We start from the raw sequence: 20,770 nt of genomic DNA, 5'->3' as shown, positions 1-20,770 counted from the left end.
GGAAGCCATGAGTTAGTCATCGCTCAGGGCTTAAGTCAAGCTTCATCCAAATTCATCAAACTTCCTGTACAAACTATCGACAATACTATAGAAGCTATCAATCAGTGGATTGAGACACTTGGTGAAAATGTACATATTATTTTTGAACAAACTGGTACTTATAATCTTCCATTAAGCTATGCTTTAACGCTTCATGAGATTACTTTTAGTGTAATCACTCCAAGCCAAAGCAAAGGGTTTGTCAAAAGTATGAAAGTTACTCATCAGCATGATGGAGTGGATGCAGCCTTATTAAGCTTGTATGGAGCCAATTATCAACCTGCTCCCACCAGTATCGAAGATGAGCATTTGCATCATCTCAGACAAAAAAGGAAACATTTATCCACTTTAATGACTCAGAAACAAGCCTATGAGAATCAACTTCATGCCTTGTCTTTTGACCCAAGAGCTGACAAGTTAGTCATTGAAAGTTTAGAATTATTGCAAATGACCTTGCAAATACAAATCACTAAATTTAAAGAGGAACTCTTTACTTTAGATGATGACCAACATAAACACTTGTTTGGTTTAATCAAATCAGTAGTGGGTATCGGTGATGCCTCTGCCAATGCTTTGATTATCGCCAGTGATGGGTTTAAGAACTTTAGCAATGTCAAGCAAGTACTTAAGTTCTTAGGAATTGTTCCCATCGAAAAACACTCCTCCAAAAGTGTACACAAAAACTATGGGCTGGCTAAAACCGGACTGGGTTATGTCAGAGCGATTCTTTATATGGCTGCCCGAAGTGCTAAAAAATATAACCTGGCCTGTGTGGCTGTTTATCAAAGGCAAAGAGCCTTGGGTAAAGCTCACAAAGTCGCTATGATTGCCGTGATGAACAAATTAATCAGACAAGTTTTTGGGGTGGTTAAAAACCAAACCTTGTTCGTCAATGATTTTGAGTTTGCCAAATAATATTTCGACTTTTTATTGACTTTTAACACAGTTCATCACTCAATTGTTCTAGGCCAAGCCTGCCATCCATTGCATCATATTCTGTATCCAGAACATAATCTTCATGGTGTACTTTTTAAATGCTAAAGTAGAGGGGTCAATGGCTTTGCTGTTATTGTTAAAGTTTAAATCTAATAAGAGTTTGTTCTGTGGGTCAACTTTTACGGAACTGATTTCTTTATTAAATCGATAAATCTTTGATTTTTCTTCTCCATTCCACGAAATTAGTTCCTGTTTACCATCAGCAAATTGTACTGAAATTTCAGTAGGGAGTATCATATCGCCTAAACGCTCTATTGTAAACTCTGATGAACCCTGATTCCCATCAGTAACTTTTATGGATTTAACTGCATAGTCAAGCACAGGGGCTTTGTATAATACCTGTTCGAAATACCAGTTCATATCTGCACCAAAACGATTACCTGTGCGTTTAGGAATTATTTCATTGGCTACGGCAATAAAATCTTTTACACAAGGATGCTTGAATCGCCAGCGAATAAAATAGGTCTGCATCACTTCGTCCATCGTGCTTCTGCCTATCATATTTTCTAAGGTTTTAAGCCAGGTGGCCGTTTTGGTATAGGTCATCACGCTATAAGTACCTTTCGGATACTGCCAGGCATTGCGGTACACCTCTGTAATCTTAGGGTCTTTCAGGGTTACATAGCTGATTCTTGAGGTCTCCATGTCGTTTATCGTAAACCCTAAAAAATTCACCTGTGAACCGGGCGTATAGTTTTCGTCCATGATTCTACCCTCGTAGTATTGGTTAAAACCTTCGTCTAAAAACGACTCTTCAAATTCATTGTTAGCTAACATTCCCTGAAAATACTGATGGCCGAATTCATGCACCGTTACAATTTCCGGAAATTTCAGTCCCTTCGGTAAACCCCAGGCTGTACCACAGGTAATAAAAGTCGGGTATTCCATGCCACCGGAGCCTGCTCCATTCATGGGTGGGTCAATCAGGCTCAAAACAGTATGAGGATATTTGCCCAGATTTTTCTCAAAATAAGTTAAAGCGGTAATAGCCGCCTGAAAATAGCGTTCGGTAGAAGCCCCATGTTCCGGTTGCATTACAGCCTTTATTTTTACATGCTTCCATTGCCGCTCGCTGATTACAAAGCGTGGCGAGGCTGTCCAGGCGAAATCATGCACATCTTCTGCCAGATAGGTAATGGTTTTGGTATTGTTGTCATACGGAGATTCACTCTGAAAAATGCCCGTAGCTGCTACCTGAAAATCTTTTGGTACAGTCATACTGACTTTATAGGTACCAAAATCGGCATAAAACTCTGTATTGGCATGAAACTGATGGCAGTTCCACTGCCCTTTGGTGGCATACCGCATGCCGGCAGGCTCATAAACCCCGATTTTCGGAAACCACTGCCCTACCAGAAAATAATTATCTGCAAAACCCGTACGGGCAAAAATCTGTGGCAGTTTAGCCTTGAAATTTATGTCTAATGTAATGCTTTCGTTCGGATGTAAAGGCTTGCTGAGGGGTACACTGATAACTGTTTGGTCTTTCTCGTTCAGGTCGTCAGGTTGTATAAACTGAATCTTTTTTGTCAGCGTTTCTCCATTTCGTACCTGCATTGATTCAATGTTGATACTCCCTAAATTGAAAGGCTTAGACCCATCTAATATATCGCCACGCAATTGCCCCCCCGATTCTTTCATAAATGTAGAGTTCTTATCCTTGAAAGCATTGAGGTAAAGATGAAACTGTAACTCTGAAATATGGTCAGTAGAGGTATTTTTCCAGACCAGCGTTTCTCTGCCTTTCAGCGTTTTTTTATCAGCATCCAATACTACATCAATGGTATAGCTGGCAATCCGGTTACTCAAAGGTTTGTTTTGTGCATTAGCATGTGCAACCAGGCAAAACAACAGGAATATGCGTAGGAATTGATTCATACAATTGTTTATTAGTGGACGATAACTCATGGATAAGCAGAAGTAAGCATTTGGCTGTTTTATTATTTGCAATTTAGGTAAATTCGCCAGTTATTTAGAGAACAAATTGAAATTTAAACAACATAAATGTTCTAAAAATATTCATTCAGTAAAAACCAAAGATGACACTCCATAAAACAAATTTCCTGATGCGGGCTTTGTATCCTGATTTTATCTGGCGGAAAGACAGACAGGAAAAGAATATATACCTGACTTTTGATGATGGTCCGATTCCGGAAATAACGGAATTTGTTTTAGAAACTTTAGCCCGTTTTAAGGCAAAAGCAACTTTTTTCTGCATAGGAGATAATATCAGCAAACACCCGCATATTTTTGAAAAAGTTATCGGAGACGGGCATGCCATTGGAAACCATACCTTTAATCATCTGAGGGGTTGGGATACCGAAAACAAAGAATACCTGACTAATGTAAAACAATGTGATATAGAAATTAGTCAAAAAGTAAAGTGGTCCGAAAACCGTAAAAAGCTTTTCAGACCACCCCATGGCCGAATCAAACGTAGTCAGGCTAAGGTATTATTGCCGGAATATGACATTATTATGTGGGATGTACTGACGGCTGATTATAATGCCGGATTATCGCCTGAAACGGTTTTAGCCAAATCACTGCAATACACCGAAAACGGTTCAATTGTACTATTTCATGACAGTATTAAGGCCAATAAAAACATGAGTTTTGCTTTACCAAGGTTTCTTGAATACTTTTCTGAACGGGAATTTCGTTTTCAAACAATTTAAATGCCTTTTGCACAATATTTTAGCAAAACATTTATTAACTATATCCAAATTAAAACCATAAACAGCTTTTAACATGAAAATAACAAAAAAGGTATTCATCATATTCTTAACACTGGTAACAGTAACTTCGGCCTATAGCCAGACCAAATTCACAGAACAAAAGGCAGGTCATGTATATCATGTTTCGATACCCGATTATATGACTAAATCTGTAACCTTAAATGATGTAGCCACCATGCAATACATCAATTCTGCTAAAAATGCCTATCTCGTAATCATCGACGACTCCAAAGAAGAACTGGAAATGAAAGGAATCAAATTTGCTTCCTTGAAAGAATTTCATGACGATAATATCAAGCACCTGAAAGGGGAAGAAAATGACCCGGTTGAGTCGAAAGGTGTAGAGTTTGAAGCCAATGGCAATAAGTTTTACCAGAGCGAACTAAGTGTAAATTTTAAAGAAAAAGATGACCTCGAAGTAAAAATCACCTATCTGATTACGTATGTAGAAACCAAAGGGTACTACTATCAGATTTTGTGCTGGTCTTTAACTCCCGAATACAAAAACCTATTAGCTGATTTTAAAAAGATAGCTGCCAGTATCAGAGATTAAGCCCATGAATCTACCTATGGTAAGTATCCTGATTGCTGCCCGCAATGAGGAAAACAACATACTCGATTTATTACACTCGCTCACCTGCCTGAGTTACCCTAAAGAAAAAACACAGATATTAATCGGCAACGATGGTTCGACCGATAAAACTGCTGAACTGATAGAAGGGTTTATAGCGCAGGTGCCCGAGCATGAAAAAAGTATGTTTGAAATATTTACCATCGAAAAAAGCATAGCAGGGCTCAGGGGAAAAGCCAATGTACTGGCTCAACTGGCACACCATGCCGTAGGTGAATGCTTTGTTTTTACCGATGCCGATGTAGAAGTACCTACGCACTGGCTTGAGCAAATGACCGGGCTTTTACAAGAAAAGCCCTCAGACAAAAAAGCAGGTGTGGCTACGGGTCTTACGCTGGTAAAACATGATAACTGGTTTGAGGCTTGTCAGGCCATAGAATGGTTATTTGCCCTGAAACTCATGAAAACCATGACCGATTATCACCTGCCGTCAACGGGTATGGGGAATAATATGGTTGTAACCAAAGAGGCTTATGAGGCGGTTGGCGGTTATGAAAACATTGGTTTTTCTATTGTAGAAGATTATGCCTTATACAAGGCTGTGATTGATAAAGGCTACGATTTCAAACAGGGTTTTGATGCCTCAGTCATGACCGTTACCAAGCCCCCACCCAATTATTTTGAACAACGCAAAAGATGGGTAGCCGGGGGGCTTTCTACCCGTTCGGTGCTTATTATTCCGGCATTAGTGCAGGGCTTTGCTTTTCCGGTTTTATTGGTTATCGGTTTCTTTTTCTGGCAGATTCCTCTTATTGTTTTAAGTCTTAATCTCCTGATTAATGCTATTTTGGGTTATCAGATTTTTGCCCGGCTGGGTCAGCTTCATTTGTTTGTTTATATTCCAGTTTACACCTTGTATATGTATGTATTCTGGTTTCTGCAACTTATCAGCTATTTTCTGCCAACCAGAGTGGTATGGAAAGGAAGAAATTATTAAACTAATCGCTTACAGTTAAAATGCCTTTCACTACCATTCAATGCTGTTTTTGGTCGATTCAGTTACTTTAATTTGGTTTATTAGGAGAGAATGTGAAACTTTGGCGAAAATTTGAGGCGTATGACAAACGAGCAGGTAAGAATTATAAGAAATACATGGCGTAGCTTACAAGGCAGTGATGCGACCTTGCTGGGAGACGTATTTTATAGCCGTTTGTTTTTGAAAGAACCTTCCTTGCGAAAAATGTTTCAGGTTCCGAGAGAAGTACAGGCTAAAAAATTAATAGATATGCTCGACCTGATTGTCAGTCGGCTGGATAGAATTGACGAGATAAATGACGACATCAGGCAATTAGCTAAACGCCATACAGGCTATGGTGTAAAACCCAAACACTTTGAAGACGTGGGCAAAGCACTCCTATGGACCATCAGCAAAGGTTTAGGTAATGACTGGAACAAAGATGTTGAAGCGGCCTGGACAGCCTGCTATGCTACCTTAACAGAGGCGATGTTAGCCTCTGAAAACAATTAGACATATTTTTTCCACTTAAAATATATCCAGAGGGCTATGGTTATCAGCACCATGAAGCCTAAGGTATAGAAATATCCGTACGGGTGGTGTAGCTCAGGCATGTTGTCGAAATTCATACCGTAGATACCTGCAATAAAAGTAAGTGGCATAAAAATAGCGGTGAAAACGGTGAGTGTTTTCATAACCGAGTTCATTTTATTGCTAATATTGGTCAGGTAAATATTCTGGATATTTTCAATCATTTCCCGGTAGGTTTCAATGGTATCTAATATTTGTAGTATATGGTCATATACATCACGCAGATACACATTGGTTGAAGCCTGAATAAGTGGAGAATCTTCTCTGATAAGCGTGCCAAACATATCTCTCAGCGGCAATGCGGCTTTGCGTACAGTCATTAATTCTCTTTTGAACCTATACAATAAAGTCTGGTCGCCTGCTTCCGGCTTTTCAACAATTTTTATTTCCAGTTCTTCCAATTTCTCTCCGAATTTCTCAAGCACTACAAAATAATTATCAACAATCAGGTCGCAGAAGGAGTAGAAGAGATAGTCGGCTTTCCCTTTACGGGTTTTACCTATTGAGGCATTGAGCCGGGTAAAAATAGGCGCAAATACATCTGTTTTATGAATTTCCTGAAAACTGATTACATAATTTTCGCCTAAAATCAATGCCACATGCTCTGACTCAATCTGGCTTAGTTCGGGGTTAAACTGTAACATTTTCAGAATCGTAAACAGATGTTTATCGCCAAAGTGTTCCAGTTTTGGTTTTTGCTCAGTATTCAGTATATCTTCTAATAATAAAGCGTGTAGCTGATAGTGTTTGCCAATATCTTCAACTACTTGTACTTCATGTATGCCATCTATGTCAAGCCATACTATTTTGTTATCGTTCAAAGCAGGCTTGCAATGATTCAGGTCTTTAATCAGTTTTTCGTGGTAGAATTGTTCATTAAACTCCACTAATTTGATGCGTGTAGTCTGAGCCACGTGCTTGCCTACATACACCAATGTACCGGGCGAAGTAAACGCCTTTTTGTCTTTATAGTTGCCGTGTTTTTTATGATTTTTACCCATGATTATAGGAGTTACTCAAAAAAATCTTTATTGAAATTCACTAAAAAAACCTGTTTTACGCCACGGGTAATGGCTGTATAAAGCCAACGGATAAAATCATTGTCTATCTGGGCATCAGGCAGGTACCCCTGGTCAACAAACACAGCGTCCCACTGCCCACCCTGTGATTTATGACAGGTGAGTGCATAGGCAAATTTCACTTGCAAGGCATTCAGGTAAGGGTCGGCTTTCAGCATTTCCTGCCGTTCCCGTTTCGATTTTACCCAGAAATAATCTTTCATGACACTTTCATACAAAGCCTTGTTTTCTTCGGGTGTTAGTGTCGGGGCGTTAGAATACAGCGTATTTAAAATCAGTTTTGAGTCAAACTCGGGTTCGTCAGGATAATCGACCAGACGTAAAGTAGCATTCACAAACCTGAAACCGTGCATTTCCTCCTCCTTGCGTAGTTTTACTACCTCTACAAAATCGCCGTTGGCAATAAACCCCGCTTTTGAATCTTCATTCAATACCGTGTAGTTATTGCGTACTACCATCAGCATATCGCCGTTTTCTATCTCGCTTTCTGCATAGTTAATGGTATTTCTGATATACCGGTTATATTGTACGGCTGTTTTATTCGAGCGGGTAATAATAGTTGTATTCTCTCGCCCGTATTTATCGTAAGCATACCGCAACCCATCTTCCAGTCGGTCGCCACCCATTTTATAAAAATCCTTAAACCCGGCTGTCATTAGCCTGATAACCGGATTTTCGGTATCCAACAATTTTCTCAGTTCAGTAGCATTGGTCAGAATCCCCGATTGTTGTTCCTGACGCATGACTTCTGTCAGGCAATGCTCGGTTAAATCCGTATGATAGCGGTTTTTCAGATGCTCGGCGTTTAGTGCAGGGCTTACTACCATTTTTACAGGGGGTAGCTGGGCTTCATCGCCAATAAGCAGAAGTTTGTTAGTTTCCTGTTCAAATACAAAATCCAATAAGTCGTGCAAGAGGCTGTTGGTACCAAAATCTCTTTCATCCGAAATCATCGAGGCTTCATCAACAATATAAACAGTACCCTCGCTATTGTTTTTCATACGCTCAAAAACAAGCGTTCCGGTATAGGAGTTTTCAACCTGACGATAGATTTTTTTATGAATCGTAAAAGCGTTCTTTTTGGCATAGCCCGACATCACTTTGGCGGCTCGTCCGGTAGGAGCCATCAGTACCGATTTATAGCCAAATTCTCTCAGAACTTTGATTAAGGTATTAATAAAGGTAGTTTTCCCGGTACCTGCATAGCCTTTCAACAAGAATACATCTCTGAATTTTTCTTCGTCCAGAATAAATTCATCCATCAATTCAAACAATTTTGCCTGGCCGGGTGTGGGGGTAAATGGAAATTTTTTAAGTAATTTTTCAGAGGGCTTTATTTCCGGATCGAGATTCATTGACAAAGACACGTTATTTTATGCAAAGTAAACAGATGTTTTGTCTAATGGTATTTTTAGGGGCATAAATTCTATTAAAAGCCAACAAAAAAGCCTGCCGACGGCAGGCTTTTCATAGAGAAATGTGCTATTAACTTACACACTCATGATGTCTTTTTCTTTCTCTGCCATCAATTGTTCTGCTTTCTGAATATAGCTGTCGGTCAGTTTTTGTACTCTTTCCTCTGCCTTTTTCACCTCATCTTCTGAACCTCCGTCTTTCTGAATTTTCTTTAATTCTTCGTTGGCCTCCTGGCGTACCTTACGAATATTCACACGAGCCACTTCAATTTCAGATTTTACTCTTTTTACCAAGTCACGGCGACGCTCTTCTGTTAAAGGCGGAATATTCAAACGGATTACTTCCCCATCGTTGGCAGGAGATAAACCGAGGTTTGAATTAATAATGGCACGTTCAACATCGTTGATTAATTTTCTTTCAAAAGGTTTGATAGAAATGGTACGTGCATCAGGTGTGCTTACCGATGAAACCTGATTTAAGGGTGTAGGTACCCCATAGTATTCAACCATGATACCGTCGAGCATGGTAGTGCTGGCTCTTCCGGCTCTGATTTTTGACAATTCAATCTGGGTATGTTTCAAGGCACGCTCCATCGTGTCTTTCGACATATCAATGACAAGATCTATTTCTTCCATGTGTATTTAAAATTGAGTGATTTAGTGAATGAGTGGTTGAGTGATTATGCACTTTTACTCTCCTTTCATTGAATCACTTAAGGTAAAATTATTCAATATCTATTTATATGATTTAGTTATAAATAACGAGTGGATAATTTTTCTACCTCAAACTTCAATCACTCAATCACTCATTCACTAAATCACTCAATGACTATTCCGTTACCAAAGTACCAATATCTCCGCCTGTTACTACTTTCATCAGGTTTCCGGGGTAGTTCATATCAAAAACTACAATCGGCATTTTGTTTTCTTTGCATAAGGCAAAAGCCGTCAGATCCATTATTTTGAGGTTTTTATTGATGGCCTCGTCGTAGCTGATTTGCTTATAACGGGTAGCAGTCGGGTCTTTGCGTGGGTCGGCTGTGTAAACCCCATCAACGCTTGTGCCTTTCAGTAATAAATCTACGCCTAATTCATTGGCTCTTAAAGCCCCACCCGAATCGGTAGAAAAATAAGGATTACCTGTACCTGCGCCTAAAATTACTACTCTTCCTTTTTCAAGATGCCGAATAGCTCTGCGGCGAATAAATGGTTCGGCCACCTGTTCTACCTTAATGGCCGATAGCAACCGGGTATGTAATCCGATTTTTTCCAGAGAACTCTGAATAGCCATTCCGTTAATAACGGTGGCCATCATGCCCATATAGTCGCCTTGTTCACGCTCAATGCCTGAATTTGAACTTGCGCCACGAAAAATGTTTCCACCTCCAATTACGATAGCCACCTGGCAACCTGCGTCCACAACAGCTTTGATTTCATGGGCATACTGCAAAAGTATATCTGAGTTAATTATCTGGCTTTTGTCTCCGCCGTTTAAGGCTTCACCGCTCAATTTTAAAAGAATTCTTTTGTATTTAAGTTGGCTCATAGTTTATGATTTGGGCGTAAAATTAAATATTTGTCTCAATCAATCAAAAAAATACCCTCTTTGTTAAAAGAGGGTATGAAATAAATATTATTCAAACTCTATAATAATCTGATTCTTCTCTACGGTTTGACCCATCTTTACCTTAATATTTTTCACTTTCCCGTCGCCAGTAGCTTTAATGGCATTTTCCATCTTCATCGCTACCAGAATCAGCAAAATATCTCCCTTTTTTACTTCATCACCTACTTTTACCTTTATTTCGTAAATCAGGCCGGGCATGGGGGCTTTCAGGTCATTCAGTCTGACAGATTTTGAATGGCTCATGCCCATTTTTTCTAAAAGCAAATCGGTACGGTCTTTCAGATTGACCGTATGAATCCTGTCTCCTATCTTCAATCTGAAAGTTTTTTCGGCATAATTGGCTTCTACTACTTCAACATTGTACGATTTGTTATCTTTCAGGATATGAAAATCTTTGTCTGAAATCTTTATTAAATCCCATACAAACGGCTGGCCATTCACTATTATTCCCGCTTTCTCCTCAGAAATCTCCAGTGTTTCCTTATCGTTTACAATGGCTCGTAGCATATAGTCAGAAGCTTATTTTTTATTAATCAGGTAAACGCCCACCAAGATAATACTCATTCCGAAATAATGTAAAAAAGAAATCGGTTCGCCATCTATAAAACCCATCAGGGTAGCTACCACCGGGATAAGATAGGTAACAGATGAGGCAAAAACCGGAGACGCAATTTGCAAAATATAATTAAAAATAATAGCAGCAATGCCCGAATTTATTGCACCCAACAAAATAACCAGCAAAAGCGGCGTAATGGTACCAGAATTGATTCTTGTTAGAAAATCGGTTGAAAAGAGTAGAACCCCTGCTAAAATAGCTACACTACAGAGTGTCCAGGCACTTAAAAGAACCGGATTAATGGTTTTGAGGTGCTTACCTGTGATATTTACATTGAAGCCATACATCAGGGCAGATAAGACTACTAATAACGCATACGGGTTATTGAATGAAAGCCCGTCTTTACTGGCTGACAGAATAAGAACAATGCTCCCGACAAAGCCTAAAACCAGACCAATAACCTGCCAGCGTTTGATAATCTGCTGAAAGAAAAGTGCGCCTACTATCAACACAAATAAAGGGGTAACCGAATTGAGTGCTCCTATCAGTGAGCTATTGACCCGCGTGCCTGCCCAGGCAAACAAAAAAGCCGGTAGTAAATAACCCAGAAAGCCGGAAGCAACAAAGTATCTGGTTTTTTCTTTCGGATACTCTTTCCGACGGCTGATAAGCCAAGGCAAGAATACCAGACCTGCCGACATGATTCTTAAAGCACCTATCTGTATGGGCGTAAAAGCTACAAGGGCTTTTTTCATAATCAGAAAAGAAGAACCCCACATGGTAGCCAACAGGCAAAGCAACAGCCAGGCAATAATTGTTTTATTCTGGGGAATGGTAGTTGTTGATGTTGTGTTCACTGGTAAAGTGGTATCTATTAATCTACACCTGCGTATTCTACTTTAATCACCTGTTTTTCTAAAACAAATCCCTCAAAAATAACAGGAATCTGATTCAGAATATCCATGATTTCGTTGATGTCTAACGATTGTACCAATCTCATCCGATGTTCTTTGAAATTGGGTAATCCTTTGAAATAATTGCTGTAATGGCGACGCATTTCTAAAATACCCAGTCTTTCTCCTTTCCATTTGATAGAGAACGTAAGGTGTTTACGAGCCGCTTCTACCCTTTGTTCAATACTTGGGGCAGGTAGTTTTTCGCCTGTGGCAAAATAATGTTTGATTTCGTTGAAAATCCAGGGATAACCAATAGCAGCACGGCCAATCATGATGCCGTCAATGCCAAAGCGGTTACGATATTCAAGGGCTTTCTCTGGTGAATCAATATCACCATTACCAAAAATCGGGATTTTGATACGAGGGTTTTCTTTGATCTTTGCAATCAATGTCCAGTCAGCTTCTCCTTTATACATCTGCGCACGGGTACGGCCATGCACGGTCAAAGCCTGAATACCAACATCCTGCAAACGTTCGGCTACTTCTTCTACATTCTTGGTTTCATCGTTCCAACCCAGGCGGGTTTTTACGGTTACAGGCAGATGAGTGGCCTGTACTACTGCCGACGTCATTTCTACCATTTTCGGAATATCCTGCAACAAAGCTGCTCCTGCGCCCCTGCACGCCACATTTTTCACGGGGCAACCATAATTAATATCAATCAGGTCGGGGTGTGCATTGGTAGCAATTTTAGCACATTCGCCCATTGTCTCTACATCACTGCCAAACAATTGTATACCTATCGGACGTTCGTACTCAAAAATATCTAATTTCTGCACACTCTTGGCGGCATGACGAATCAGGCCCTCTGACGAAATAAATTCAGTGTACATCAAATCCGCTCCGTTTTCTTTACAGACCAATCTGAAAGGTGGGTCGCTGACATCCTCCATTGGTGCCAGTAAAAGCGGAAATTCTCCTAACGATATATTACCTATTTTAACCAAAATCTAAAATTGAATTAGTGAATTCACAAATAAGTGAATAATTTTACTGCAAATTTACCGAAATTTAAGCAGAAACTGCTACACTAAATTTAAACAGTAATTATGAAAAATAATTCCCTGATGTATTTCAAAACTCCTGAGAATCGGGCTGCTGAATCTCTTTTAATATTACTTGGTCTATTTTGTGTAGGTTTTTTTGCCTTAGGCGGTGTTGTGCAAATTGTGGTGATGATGGCCTTTGGTGCTTCTTTTCAGGATATTGTGCAAAGTGGTGGTGACTACAGCAAGCTACCTAATGCCTGGGTGAGCATGATTTTAGGACAAGGATTAGGCTCATTTGTGGGATTCGTCGGGACAGCATGGTTATACTGGCGAATGATTGAAAAAAAGCAGTGGAGCGATTTAAATTTCAGACCGCTGCCTAAAATACGGATATTTTTAATGGTTATTCTGATTGAGGGAGTTTTTATGGGCTTTAATGGCTGGTTGCAGGAACTGAACCAGAACTTTGTTTTTCCTGAGTCTATGAAAGGGCTGGAAGCCGTACTGAAAAGCATGGAAGACCAATTGGCTAAAGCTACCAAGTTTTTTACCACTTTTACTTCATTCTGGCAGTTTCTGCTGGCTTTTATCGTCATAGCAGTTATTGCAGGTATAGGCGAAGAACTGGTTTTCAGAGGTTTGCTGATGCGTAAACTGCTTTTAGGTACTAAAAATATTCATGTGGCTATCTGGCTGGCTGGATTTATTTTTGCCGTTATCCATCTTCAGTTTTATGGTATCTTACCACGTATGATGTTGGGGGTATTATTCGGGTACTTGTATTACTGGACAGGCAATATATGGGTTCCTATAGCGGCTCACATATTTAATAATGGTTTGGCTATTGTTATCATGTATCTGTATAATTTAGGAATCGTAAAAACCGACCTCGAAAGCATAGACCATGTACCTATGCCGATTGTTCTTTTTTCGTTAGTGGCAACTATTGGTTTATTATTTTTGTTCAGAAATTATATGGAATCACAATCCGCTGAATCGAAATCTATTGAATCACAGGCATAGCAACATGGAAAACCAGAATCAAAGTAAATTCAAATTATGGTTTAAGAGGCTCGGTTGGGCAGGCTTTTTCTTCTTTCTTATCAAAGGTTTACTTTGGTTAATTATCCCCTATCTGATAGCCAAGGGGTTTTTGAGTAAGTAATCTCAATTATTGATTTTCTCTGACGTATATTTATTTAATCAGCATACATACCCGGCAAAATAATGGTTTCCTGTTATTTTGTCGGGTTTACTGAAAATACCACTCCACATATCCTCAATTTTTGCCGTTAGTTGAGTAAATGGGGCTAATCAGCCTTTTTTATTTTTTTTATCGTCAGAAGAATTTTATTTTCGTTTGTCGAAATCTGCTCCTATACGCAATCATTCAATCATAGATTCATGATAAAATTTTTCTTTCTGGCATTTGAGAGTTTCCGGTTCGCCGGACAGGCACTCCGTGAGAATATGCTTCGCACCATTTTGTCTTTGTTGGGCGTAACGGTAGGTATATTTTCCATTATCGGTGTGTACACTATGGTAGATTCTCTTGAATCTAATATCAAGAATAGCCTTAATTCTATTGGTACCAATGTAATTTATGTACAAAAATGGCCCTGGCTATTTAGCAATGGAGATTATCCGTGGTGGAAATACTTTATGCGCCCGGAGCCTAAATATAATGAATTCAAATATCTGAGAGATAACCTGGAAAATGCACAGGCAGGTGCCATGATGGATTTTGCAGGAGATGTAACCTGCCGCAAAAACAGCAATAGTATTAATGCTTTGTGTCAGGGAATTACTTATGAATTTAATGAAATTACCGAAGTCCCGATTGTGAACGGAAGATATTTTGCACAACAGGAAATAGAATCTGGCAAAAACGTAGCCATCTTGGGTGCAACCATTTCTGAAGCTTTGTTTCCTGACTCTGACCCGATTGGGCAGACATTCAAGATGAAAGGGCAAAATATCACAGTAATTGGTGTACAGGAAAAAAAAGGTGCACAGATTGCGGATTTCGGGGGCGCACCTGATGAGAAAGTGATTATCCCTTTCCTGACGCATAAAAGAATTTTTTCGTCAGGAGAGTTGACCGGAGACATTGTTTTCAAAGGATATGAGGAAGATGAAGGGCTTTTTGAATTAGAAGGAGAAATAACAGGTTTGTTGCGTACAAAAAGAGGTTTAAAACCCTCACAAGAAGATAGTTTTGCTTTAAACCGACCGGAAGCTGCGGCACAGGCACTCGGTCAGTTATTTGGTACACTACGGGTAAGTGGTTTTATTATAGGTTTATTCTCGCTGCTGATTGGAGGCTTCGGGATAGCCAATATTATGTTCGTTTCGGTGAAAGAACGCACCAATATTGTAGGTATTCAGAAATCTTTAGGGGCAAAAAATTATTTTATCTTATTTCAGTTCCTGTTTGAAGCTGTTTTTCTTTGCATTCTTGGGGGTCTTGGGGGTATTGCATTAGTGTATCTGCTCAGTTTCTTGCCATTAGGCTCATTAGACATTGTACTGAGCTATGGTAATATTATCTTCGGGTTAGTTATTGCCAGTAGTATTGGTATCATTTCAGGCATTATTCCGGCCTGGCAGGCTGCTCGTATGGACCCTGTAACTGCCATCAGAAGTAAATAAATTTCAATTTTTCGATACTATATTACACGATTGAGTAATTTTGCTGTTTCAACGAAATTGCTCAATTGTGTAATGGCTATTATTCTCAGTATTGAAACTTCTACTAAAGGCTGCTCAACTGCCATCCATCAGGACACCCAGTTATTGGCTTTGAGCGAGTTATTCCATGAAAAATCTTCTTCCGGAATGCTCACCACCTTAATTCAGCACGTTGTAAAAGTTTCCGGTCTCAATTTCCAGGCCATAGATGCCATTGCTGTAGCTAAAGGCCCCGGCTCTTATACAGGTTTGCGTATTGGCGTTTCTACTGCCAAAGGTTTATGTTTTACCCTTGACAAACCTCTGCTTGCTGTTAATACCTTACAAGCCCTTGCATGGCAGGTACATAGTATTGCACAGTCAGTTCATACAACTGACATACTTTTGCTTTGCCCGATGTTAGATGCCCGCCGTATGGAAGTCTATTGTGCTTTATATCAGGCTGATAATCTGGCGCAGATATCGCCTACCGAGGCCAGAATCATTGACGAAAACTCATTTGCAGAAATATTAGCCACACAAAAAATTATTTTCTTTGGCGATGGGGCAGCCAAATGTAAAGAGGTTTTAGGCAAACACGCTCATGCGCTGTTTTTAGAACAAACCATTAACCCATCTGCAAAAAGCATTGGTTTACTGGCCTATGATGCCTACCAAAAAGGCCAGTTTGAAAATGTAGCAGACTTCGAGCCCTATTACCTGAAAGAGTTTATGGCAACAACGCCTAAGAAATGACCAGCGTGGCACACCTAACCTCGTCCGCAAAAGGGTGTATCACGCTTAGGCGGCCCAGTTTAGTAAGTATCTTAGAATAGTATTCCCTGTAAAATAAATATGTCTAAAACTAAGCGTGCCACCCCCATATTCTTTCGAGTATAGGGGTGGCACGCTGGATAGTTTCTCTTATTTCCCGCCTTTCAGAATAGAATGATATTTAGGCATATCTTTGAATAATTTCAAGGCTTCCTGTACTTCTTTATCACGCTCGAATGAAACGAATTTCATGGCTTTCTGATAATAGTAACGGCTCAGAATTTCTGCCTCTAATTGCTCTTTAATATCTGCCTTATTTTTTATCAAATCCTGTTGTTTGCTTTGGCTGATTTTGTCTCTCAACGATTTCAGGTTTTCCTGTACAGCATCTAAACTATTTTCTTTTTTGGCCGATGCTTCGAGGTTATCCAGGCTTTTCTCCATGGAGGTTGAATAAGTAAAATCTCTGGTTTTCAACCAGTTTGTAAAGTCCTGATAGTCTGAATCTTTCAAAGTAAATTTCTCTTGTGGCTTTTCGTTGGCATGCTCAAAATAGTATTTGGTAGCATAATCAAAAATCACATTTTTTGCCAATAGATTGGCAGTAACTGAAGCCATAGCAGGCACCTCTGTTTTAATATCAGGGTCAACGCCACCACCATCATATACTGTACGGCCATTTTTGGTTTTAAAGGCTGTTTTTAACGAATCAGGCACTTTACCTACGCTTCCATCAGGATTTCTGTGGCTATAATCCAAAGCCTGAATACAACGTCCACTCGGAATATAATATTTGGCAGTAGTAATTTTCATTTTTGTATTATAGGTCAAATCACGGGTGGTTTGTACGAGTCCTTTACCAAACGAGCGTTGACCTATCACTACGGCACGGTCGTAGTCCTGCAAAGTACCGCTCACAATTTCAGCGGCCGAAGCACTTGAACTATTGACTAACACCACAATCGGAATCTCTGTATCCATCGGGTTTTCCATCGACATAAATTTCTTGTTCCAATCGGCTACCTTACCTCTGGTTTCAACAATCAACTGGTCTTTTGGTAAAAACACATTACAGATTTCAACCGACATGTTCAACAAACCACCGGGGTTACCTCTCAGGTCGAAAATCAGTTTTTTCATACCAGCCGCTTTCAGTTCACTAAAAGCCGATTTTACTTCTTTGGCAGCAGTGGCTGTAAAGTCGTTGAGCTGTATGTACCCTACTTCGTCGTTAACCATACCAGAATGCGGCACGTTCAGCGTTTTTACAATATCACGACCTACCGTTAAATCTATCGGCGAATTTTGTCCATAGCGTTTAATCTGCATTTTCACGGTAGTTCCGGTTTGTCCTTTCATCAAACGCCCCATATCAATTCCCTTGCGTGAAACCACATCTACGCCATCTACTTTCAGAATTTCATCGCCAATTTTCATTCCGGCTTTGTCAGCAGGCGAGCCTTCGTAAATCATCACTACCAGATGCTTGTTGTTCTGATGCGAAACCGTAGCACCAATGCCATTGTATTTGCCGGTAGCCATCGTCATGTAGTCTTCAATATCATCTTCGGGAAAGAAATTGGTATAAGGGTCAAGCTGTTTCAGCATCGACTCAATACTCAATCTCATGGCCTTGTTAGGGTTGATTTCATCTACATAATAAGCGTTCAGTTCTTTGAACATGGTAGCAAAAATATCGAGATTCTTGGCTATTTCGAAATAGCGGTCGTCGTATTTAAACGCCACAAAAGGAATAGCGAGAAGAATGAAAATAATGATGGAAAACTTACGGATACGTTTCATTTCTTTTCTGTTGATTATAAATTTTTTTATCACATGACGGCTCAAAAAACCAATTATTACAAACTAACGCAAAAACATCACCAAAAGGTATCTGATTGTGATAAAAGGTAAATCATTGCGTTGGCTTACCATAGGTCTTTGCCTCAAAATTCAACTTCTTTTTAGGCGAAGTTTGTCGCTTTACAATATACAAGTTATCAAAATCGCTTTCCAATAAATCTTTGGTAAGGGTATCTTTCTCATATAATCCATTCACAATATGCCGAACAGTGTTACTATGCCCTACTATCAGAACATTTTTTGCTTCTATTTTTTTTAATTCCTCAATAAAAGGCTTCTGGTTTCTTGGGTCGTAGTTCTGAACAGGTAGCTGCATGGCATCTGCCAGAGGCTTGCCTGTATGAGTGGTTCTTAAGTATTTGGTGGTATAAACCGCAGAGATTTTTTTATCGGCTAACAGACTTTTCAATGTTTCGGCTCTTTCTTTTCCGGCAGCACTTAGTTCAGGGTCAGCAGACGTAGTATCAACCTTTTCTCCATGACGTACAATGTAATAGGTAGATGAAACAGAGCGGCTACAAGCAGATACGCCCAACACAAAAATCAGCAAGTAAAGGTAGTTTTTCATAAAATGATCTGATGATTCAATTGGTGATAAATAGAGGTATTTTTAAGATAAAAAATATAGGTAAAATATACTGTTTTTGCTAATAATCATTAGCTTAGAAATTTCGATTTGTAGATAAAAAATCGTAACTTTACAACTAAATTATGTTAATTATTGATGAATATCAAGTACCCTTTTCAGGATATAGCTAATTCACTGATAATCAATTGTTTACAAAAAACAAATTATGACAGAAAATCAAGAAATCAAAGAGCCACAAAACTCAAAAGCGAATTACGGAGCAGATAACATTCAGGTACTCGAAGGATTAGAGGCAGTACGGAAACGCCCGGCCATGTATATCGGTGATATTGGTGTAAAAGGACTTCACCACTTAATCTGGGAAGTGGTGGATAATTCGATAGATGAAGCATTGGCAGGACATTGTGATACGATTCAGGTAACTATTAATGAGGATAATTCAGTAACAGTAAAAGATAACGGTCGTGGGATTCCGACGGGAATCAATACAAAAGAACAAAAATCTGCCTTAGAGATTGTCATGACTGTGCTACATGCCGGCGGTAAATTTGATAAAGATACTTATAAAGTTTCGGGAGGTCTGCACGGTGTGGGGGTATCCTGCGTAAATGCGCTTTCTACCCATTTAAGAGTAGAGGTGCATCGTGAAGGTAAAATATTTGAACAGGAATATAATATCGGTAAACCTTTATACACTGTTCGTGAAATTGGAGTGGCAGAAGATACCGGAACAATGGTTACTTTTAAACCAGACGATAGCATTTTTACAACTACCGAATATAAATACGAAACAGTTGCCAATCGTCTGCGTGAATTATCATTCCTGAATAAAGGCATTACAATTATGCTTACTGATTTAAGAGATAAAGATGAAGATGGCAACTCGAAGAGTGATACATTTTTCTCAGAAGGTGGCCTTGCTGAATTTGTTTCTTATATTGATTCAGGTCGTGAAAGACTGATTCCTGAACCGATGTATATGGAAGGCAACAAAGACGGGATTCCTGTTGATGTGGCTATGCTGTATAATACCAGTTATAGCGAAAACGTATCATCTTTTGTTAATAATATCAATACCCACGAAGGGGGTACACACGTATCGGGTTTCCGTATGGCTTTAACACGTACCCTGAAAGGCTACGCTGAAAAGTCGGGTATTCTGGCGAAAGAAAAAATCGAAATCAGTGGTGATGACTTCCGTGAAGGGCTGACAGCCGTTATTTCGGTAAAAGTACAGGAACCTCAGTTTGAAGGTCAAACCAAAACCAAATTAGGTAATAGTGAGGTAACTTCGGCGGTAAGTTCCTGCGTATCCGAAATGCTTGAAAATTACCTGGAAGAACACCCGAAAGAAGCCCGTATCATTGTAGATAAGGTGATATTGGCCGCTAAAGCCCGTATTGCTGCACGTAAAGCCCGTGAAATGGTGCAACGTAAAAACGTATTGATTGGCACAGGCTTACCGGGTAAACTGGCTGACTGTTCAGAATCTGACCCATCGCTTTGTGAAGTGTATCTGGTTGAGGGAGATAGTGCCGGTGGTAGTGCCAAACAAGGAAGAAATCGTGCCTTTCAGGCTATTCTGCCTCTGAGAGGTAAAATCCTGAACGTAGAAAAAGCACAGGAATATCGTATTTATGAAAACGAGGAGATTAAAAACATCTTTACTGCCTTAGGTGTACAGATTGGTAAAGATGGTGATGAAAGAGCATTGAATACAGACAGACTTCGTTATCACAAAATCATTATCATGACCGATGCTGATATTGATGGTAGCCACATCCGTACCCTGATTCTGACCTTCTTCTATCGCTATATGAAAGAACTGATTGAGAACGGCTATATCTATATTGCTCAACCACCTTTATACTTAGTGAAAAAGGGTAAAGAGGAAGTTTATTGCTGGACAGAAGAACAACGTGAACGTGAAGTGAAACGTTTAGCAGGTGGAGGCCGTGAAGATAGTGTCGGAATTCAACGTTACAAAGGTTTAGGAGAGATGAACCCTGAGCAGCTATGGGAAACTACCATGCGCCCCGACAAACGCACGCTGAAACAGGTTTCTATTGATTCAGCCGCAGAAGCTGACCATTTGTTCTCAATGCTGATGGGTGACGAAGTAGCCCCTCGCCGTGATTTCATCGAAAGAAACGCCAAGTATGCAAGGGTTGATATTTAAAAGAATTGAGTGAATGAGTGAATGAGTGATTTAGTGATTTAGTGATTTAGTGATTTAGTGATTTAGTGATTTAGTGATTTAGTGATTTAGTGATTTAGTGATTTAGTGATTTAGTGATTTAGTGAT

The 20,770-nt window shown here is 39.6% G+C and carries 19 protein-coding genes; 9 read left to right on the top strand and 10 right to left on the bottom strand.

Annotated features, from left to right (window positions below; all coding sequences use genetic code 11):
* Positions 1-954 (top strand): transposase (locus EWM59_RS25385; RefSeq protein ID WP_130024042.1); only part of this gene is annotated, 954 nt, incomplete at its 5' end.
* 48 nt (positions 955-1,002) lie between these two features.
* Here the strand turns inward: EWM59_RS25385 and EWM59_RS25380 are convergent.
* Positions 1,003-2,913 carry a M1 family metallopeptidase gene (locus EWM59_RS25380; protein WP_130024041.1) on the bottom strand — a complete coding sequence of 637 codons (1,911 nt, stop codon included), beginning with the start codon at positions 2,911-2,913 and terminating at the stop codon, positions 1,003-1,005.
* Between the two features lie 161 nt (positions 2,914-3,074).
* Here EWM59_RS25380 and EWM59_RS25375 point away from each other — a divergent pair, with 161 nt between their 5' ends.
* From EWM59_RS25375 to EWM59_RS25360, 4 genes are all read left to right on the top strand, one after another.
* Entirely contained in the window at positions 3,075-3,710 is a 636-nt protein-coding gene (locus EWM59_RS25375; protein ID WP_130024040.1) for a polysaccharide deacetylase family protein, read from the top strand.
* 73 nt (positions 3,711-3,783) lie between these two features.
* Entirely contained in the window at positions 3,784-4,323 is a 540-nt protein-coding gene (locus tag EWM59_RS25370; protein ID WP_130024039.1) for a hypothetical protein, read from the top strand.
* A 4-nt stretch (positions 4,324-4,327) separates the two neighbouring features.
* Positions 4,328-5,338, top strand: a complete 1,011-nt coding sequence (locus EWM59_RS25365) for a glycosyltransferase (protein ID WP_130024038.1) — start codon at positions 4,328-4,330, stop codon at positions 5,336-5,338.
* Positions 5,339-5,458: 120 nt separating this feature from the next.
* Complete coding sequence (locus tag EWM59_RS25360) at positions 5,459-5,869, top strand: globin domain-containing protein (protein ID WP_130024037.1); 411 nt, start codon at positions 5,459-5,461, stop codon at positions 5,867-5,869.
* On the opposite strand, the gene corA is transcribed toward EWM59_RS25360, so the two are convergent.
* The 7 genes from corA to dusB all read right to left on the bottom strand — a co-directional run bounded on the left by corA (position 5,866) and on the right by dusB (position 12,527).
* Positions 5,866-6,948 (bottom strand): magnesium/cobalt transporter CorA, encoded by a 1,083-nt coding sequence (gene corA / locus EWM59_RS25355; RefSeq protein WP_130024036.1) that lies wholly within the window; start codon positions 6,946-6,948, stop codon positions 5,866-5,868. The genes EWM59_RS25360 and corA overlap by 4 nt on opposite strands.
* Before the next feature lie 11 nt (positions 6,949-6,959).
* Positions 6,960-8,381 carry an ATP-dependent DNA helicase gene (locus tag EWM59_RS25350; protein ID WP_130024035.1) on the bottom strand — a complete coding sequence of 474 codons (1,422 nt, stop codon included), beginning with the start codon at positions 8,379-8,381 and terminating at the stop codon, positions 6,960-6,962.
* 135 nt (positions 8,382-8,516) lie between these two features.
* Positions 8,517-9,077: a ribosome recycling factor gene (gene frr / locus EWM59_RS25345; RefSeq protein WP_130024034.1), complete on the bottom strand. Its 561-nt coding sequence runs from the start codon at positions 9,075-9,077 to the stop codon at positions 8,517-8,519.
* Positions 9,078-9,270: 193 nt separating this feature from the next.
* Entirely contained in the window at positions 9,271-9,987 is a 717-nt protein-coding gene (gene pyrH, locus EWM59_RS25340; RefSeq protein ID WP_130024033.1) for a UMP kinase, read from the bottom strand.
* 87 nt (positions 9,988-10,074) lie between these two features.
* Complete coding sequence (locus tag EWM59_RS25335) at positions 10,075-10,575, bottom strand: acyl-CoA carboxylase biotin carboxyl carrier protein subunit (RefSeq protein ID WP_130024032.1); 501 nt, start codon at positions 10,573-10,575, stop codon at positions 10,075-10,077.
* A gap of 12 nt (positions 10,576-10,587) precedes the next feature.
* Complete coding sequence (locus EWM59_RS25330) at positions 10,588-11,481, bottom strand: DMT family transporter (RefSeq protein ID WP_130024031.1); 894 nt, start codon at positions 11,479-11,481, stop codon at positions 10,588-10,590.
* A 17-nt stretch (positions 11,482-11,498) separates the two neighbouring features.
* Complete coding sequence (dusB, locus tag EWM59_RS25325; RefSeq protein WP_130024030.1) at positions 11,499-12,527, bottom strand: tRNA dihydrouridine synthase DusB; 1,029 nt, start codon at positions 12,525-12,527, stop codon at positions 11,499-11,501.
* Between the two features lie 102 nt (positions 12,528-12,629).
* On the opposite strand from dusB, the gene EWM59_RS25320 reads away from it, so the two are divergent.
* The 3 genes from EWM59_RS25320 to tsaB all read left to right on the top strand — a co-directional run bounded on the left by EWM59_RS25320 (position 12,630) and on the right by tsaB (position 15,995).
* Positions 12,630-13,592, top strand: a complete 963-nt coding sequence (locus tag EWM59_RS25320) for a CPBP family glutamic-type intramembrane protease (RefSeq protein ID WP_130024029.1) — start codon at positions 12,630-12,632, stop codon at positions 13,590-13,592.
* Positions 13,593-13,973: 381 nt separating this feature from the next.
* Positions 13,974-15,221, top strand: a complete 1,248-nt coding sequence (locus tag EWM59_RS25315) for an ABC transporter permease (protein WP_130024028.1) — start codon at positions 13,974-13,976, stop codon at positions 15,219-15,221.
* Between the two features lie 72 nt (positions 15,222-15,293).
* Positions 15,294-15,995 carry a tRNA (adenosine(37)-N6)-threonylcarbamoyltransferase complex dimerization subunit type 1 TsaB gene (gene tsaB / locus EWM59_RS25310; protein WP_130024027.1) on the top strand — a complete coding sequence of 234 codons (702 nt, stop codon included), beginning with the start codon at positions 15,294-15,296 and terminating at the stop codon, positions 15,993-15,995.
* A 168-nt stretch (positions 15,996-16,163) separates the two neighbouring features.
* Here tsaB and EWM59_RS25305 read toward each other — a convergent pair whose 3' ends face one another.
* Positions 16,164-17,816, bottom strand: coding sequence for a S41 family peptidase (locus EWM59_RS25305; protein ID WP_130024026.1), 1,653 nt, complete (start codon positions 17,814-17,816; stop codon positions 16,164-16,166).
* Between the two features lie 112 nt (positions 17,817-17,928).
* A complete protein-coding gene (locus EWM59_RS25300; protein WP_130024025.1) occupies positions 17,929-18,444 on the bottom strand; it encodes a phosphoglycerate mutase family protein in 516 nt (171 codons plus the stop codon).
* Positions 18,445-18,670: 226 nt separating this feature from the next.
* Here EWM59_RS25300 and gyrB point away from each other — a divergent pair, with 226 nt between their 5' ends.
* Positions 18,671-20,644: a DNA topoisomerase (ATP-hydrolyzing) subunit B gene (gene gyrB / locus EWM59_RS25295; RefSeq protein WP_130024024.1), complete on the top strand. Its 1,974-nt coding sequence runs from the start codon at positions 18,671-18,673 to the stop codon at positions 20,642-20,644.
* The last annotated feature ends 126 nt before the right edge of the window (positions 20,645-20,770 follow it).

The sequence above is a fragment of the Emticicia agri genome, assembly GCF_004168285.1.
In the GTDB taxonomy this organism is placed as follows: domain Bacteria; phylum Bacteroidota; class Bacteroidia; order Cytophagales; family Spirosomataceae; genus Emticicia; species Emticicia agri.
The sequence above is the reverse complement of the archived record's forward strand: the minus strand, read 5'-3'. Positions and strand labels throughout refer to the sequence as shown.

Excerpts from the sequence above, each read along its gene's own strand:
- frr (WP_130024034.1), bottom strand. The coding sequence starts at position 9,077 with ATGGAAGAAATAGATCTTGTCATTGATATGTCGAAAGACACGATGGAG.
- EWM59_RS25350 (WP_130024035.1), bottom strand. The coding sequence starts at position 8,381 with ATGAATCTCGATCCGGAAATAAAGCCCTCTGAAAAATTACTTAAAAAA.
- EWM59_RS25370 (WP_130024039.1), top strand. The coding sequence starts at position 3,784 with ATGAAAATAACAAAAAAGGTATTCATCATATTCTTAACACTGGTAACA.
- EWM59_RS25335 (WP_130024032.1), bottom strand. The coding sequence starts at position 10,575 with ATGCTACGAGCCATTGTAAACGATAAGGAAACACTGGAGATTTCTGAG.
- gyrB (WP_130024024.1), top strand. The coding sequence starts at position 18,671 with ATGACAGAAAATCAAGAAATCAAAGAGCCACAAAACTCAAAAGCGAAT.
- EWM59_RS25320 (WP_130024029.1), top strand. The coding sequence starts at position 12,630 with ATGAAAAATAATTCCCTGATGTATTTCAAAACTCCTGAGAATCGGGCT.
- corA (WP_130024036.1), bottom strand. The coding sequence starts at position 6,948 with ATGGGTAAAAATCATAAAAAACACGGCAACTATAAAGACAAAAAGGCG.
- EWM59_RS25380 (WP_130024041.1), bottom strand. The coding sequence starts at position 2,913 with ATGAATCAATTCCTACGCATATTCCTGTTGTTTTGCCTGGTTGCACAT.
- EWM59_RS25315 (WP_130024028.1), top strand. The coding sequence starts at position 13,974 with ATGATAAAATTTTTCTTTCTGGCATTTGAGAGTTTCCGGTTCGCCGGA.
- EWM59_RS25305 (WP_130024026.1), bottom strand. The coding sequence starts at position 17,816 with ATGAAACGTATCCGTAAGTTTTCCATCATTATTTTCATTCTTCTCGCT.
- EWM59_RS25360 (WP_130024037.1), top strand. The coding sequence starts at position 5,459 with ATGACAAACGAGCAGGTAAGAATTATAAGAAATACATGGCGTAGCTTA.
- pyrH (WP_130024033.1), bottom strand. The coding sequence starts at position 9,987 with ATGAGCCAACTTAAATACAAAAGAATTCTTTTAAAATTGAGCGGTGAA.
- EWM59_RS25300 (WP_130024025.1), bottom strand. The coding sequence starts at position 18,444 with ATGAAAAACTACCTTTACTTGCTGATTTTTGTGTTGGGCGTATCTGCT.
- tsaB (WP_130024027.1), top strand. The coding sequence starts at position 15,294 with ATGGCTATTATTCTCAGTATTGAAACTTCTACTAAAGGCTGCTCAACT.
- EWM59_RS25365 (WP_130024038.1), top strand. The coding sequence starts at position 4,328 with ATGAATCTACCTATGGTAAGTATCCTGATTGCTGCCCGCAATGAGGAA.
- EWM59_RS25375 (WP_130024040.1), top strand. The coding sequence starts at position 3,075 with ATGACACTCCATAAAACAAATTTCCTGATGCGGGCTTTGTATCCTGAT.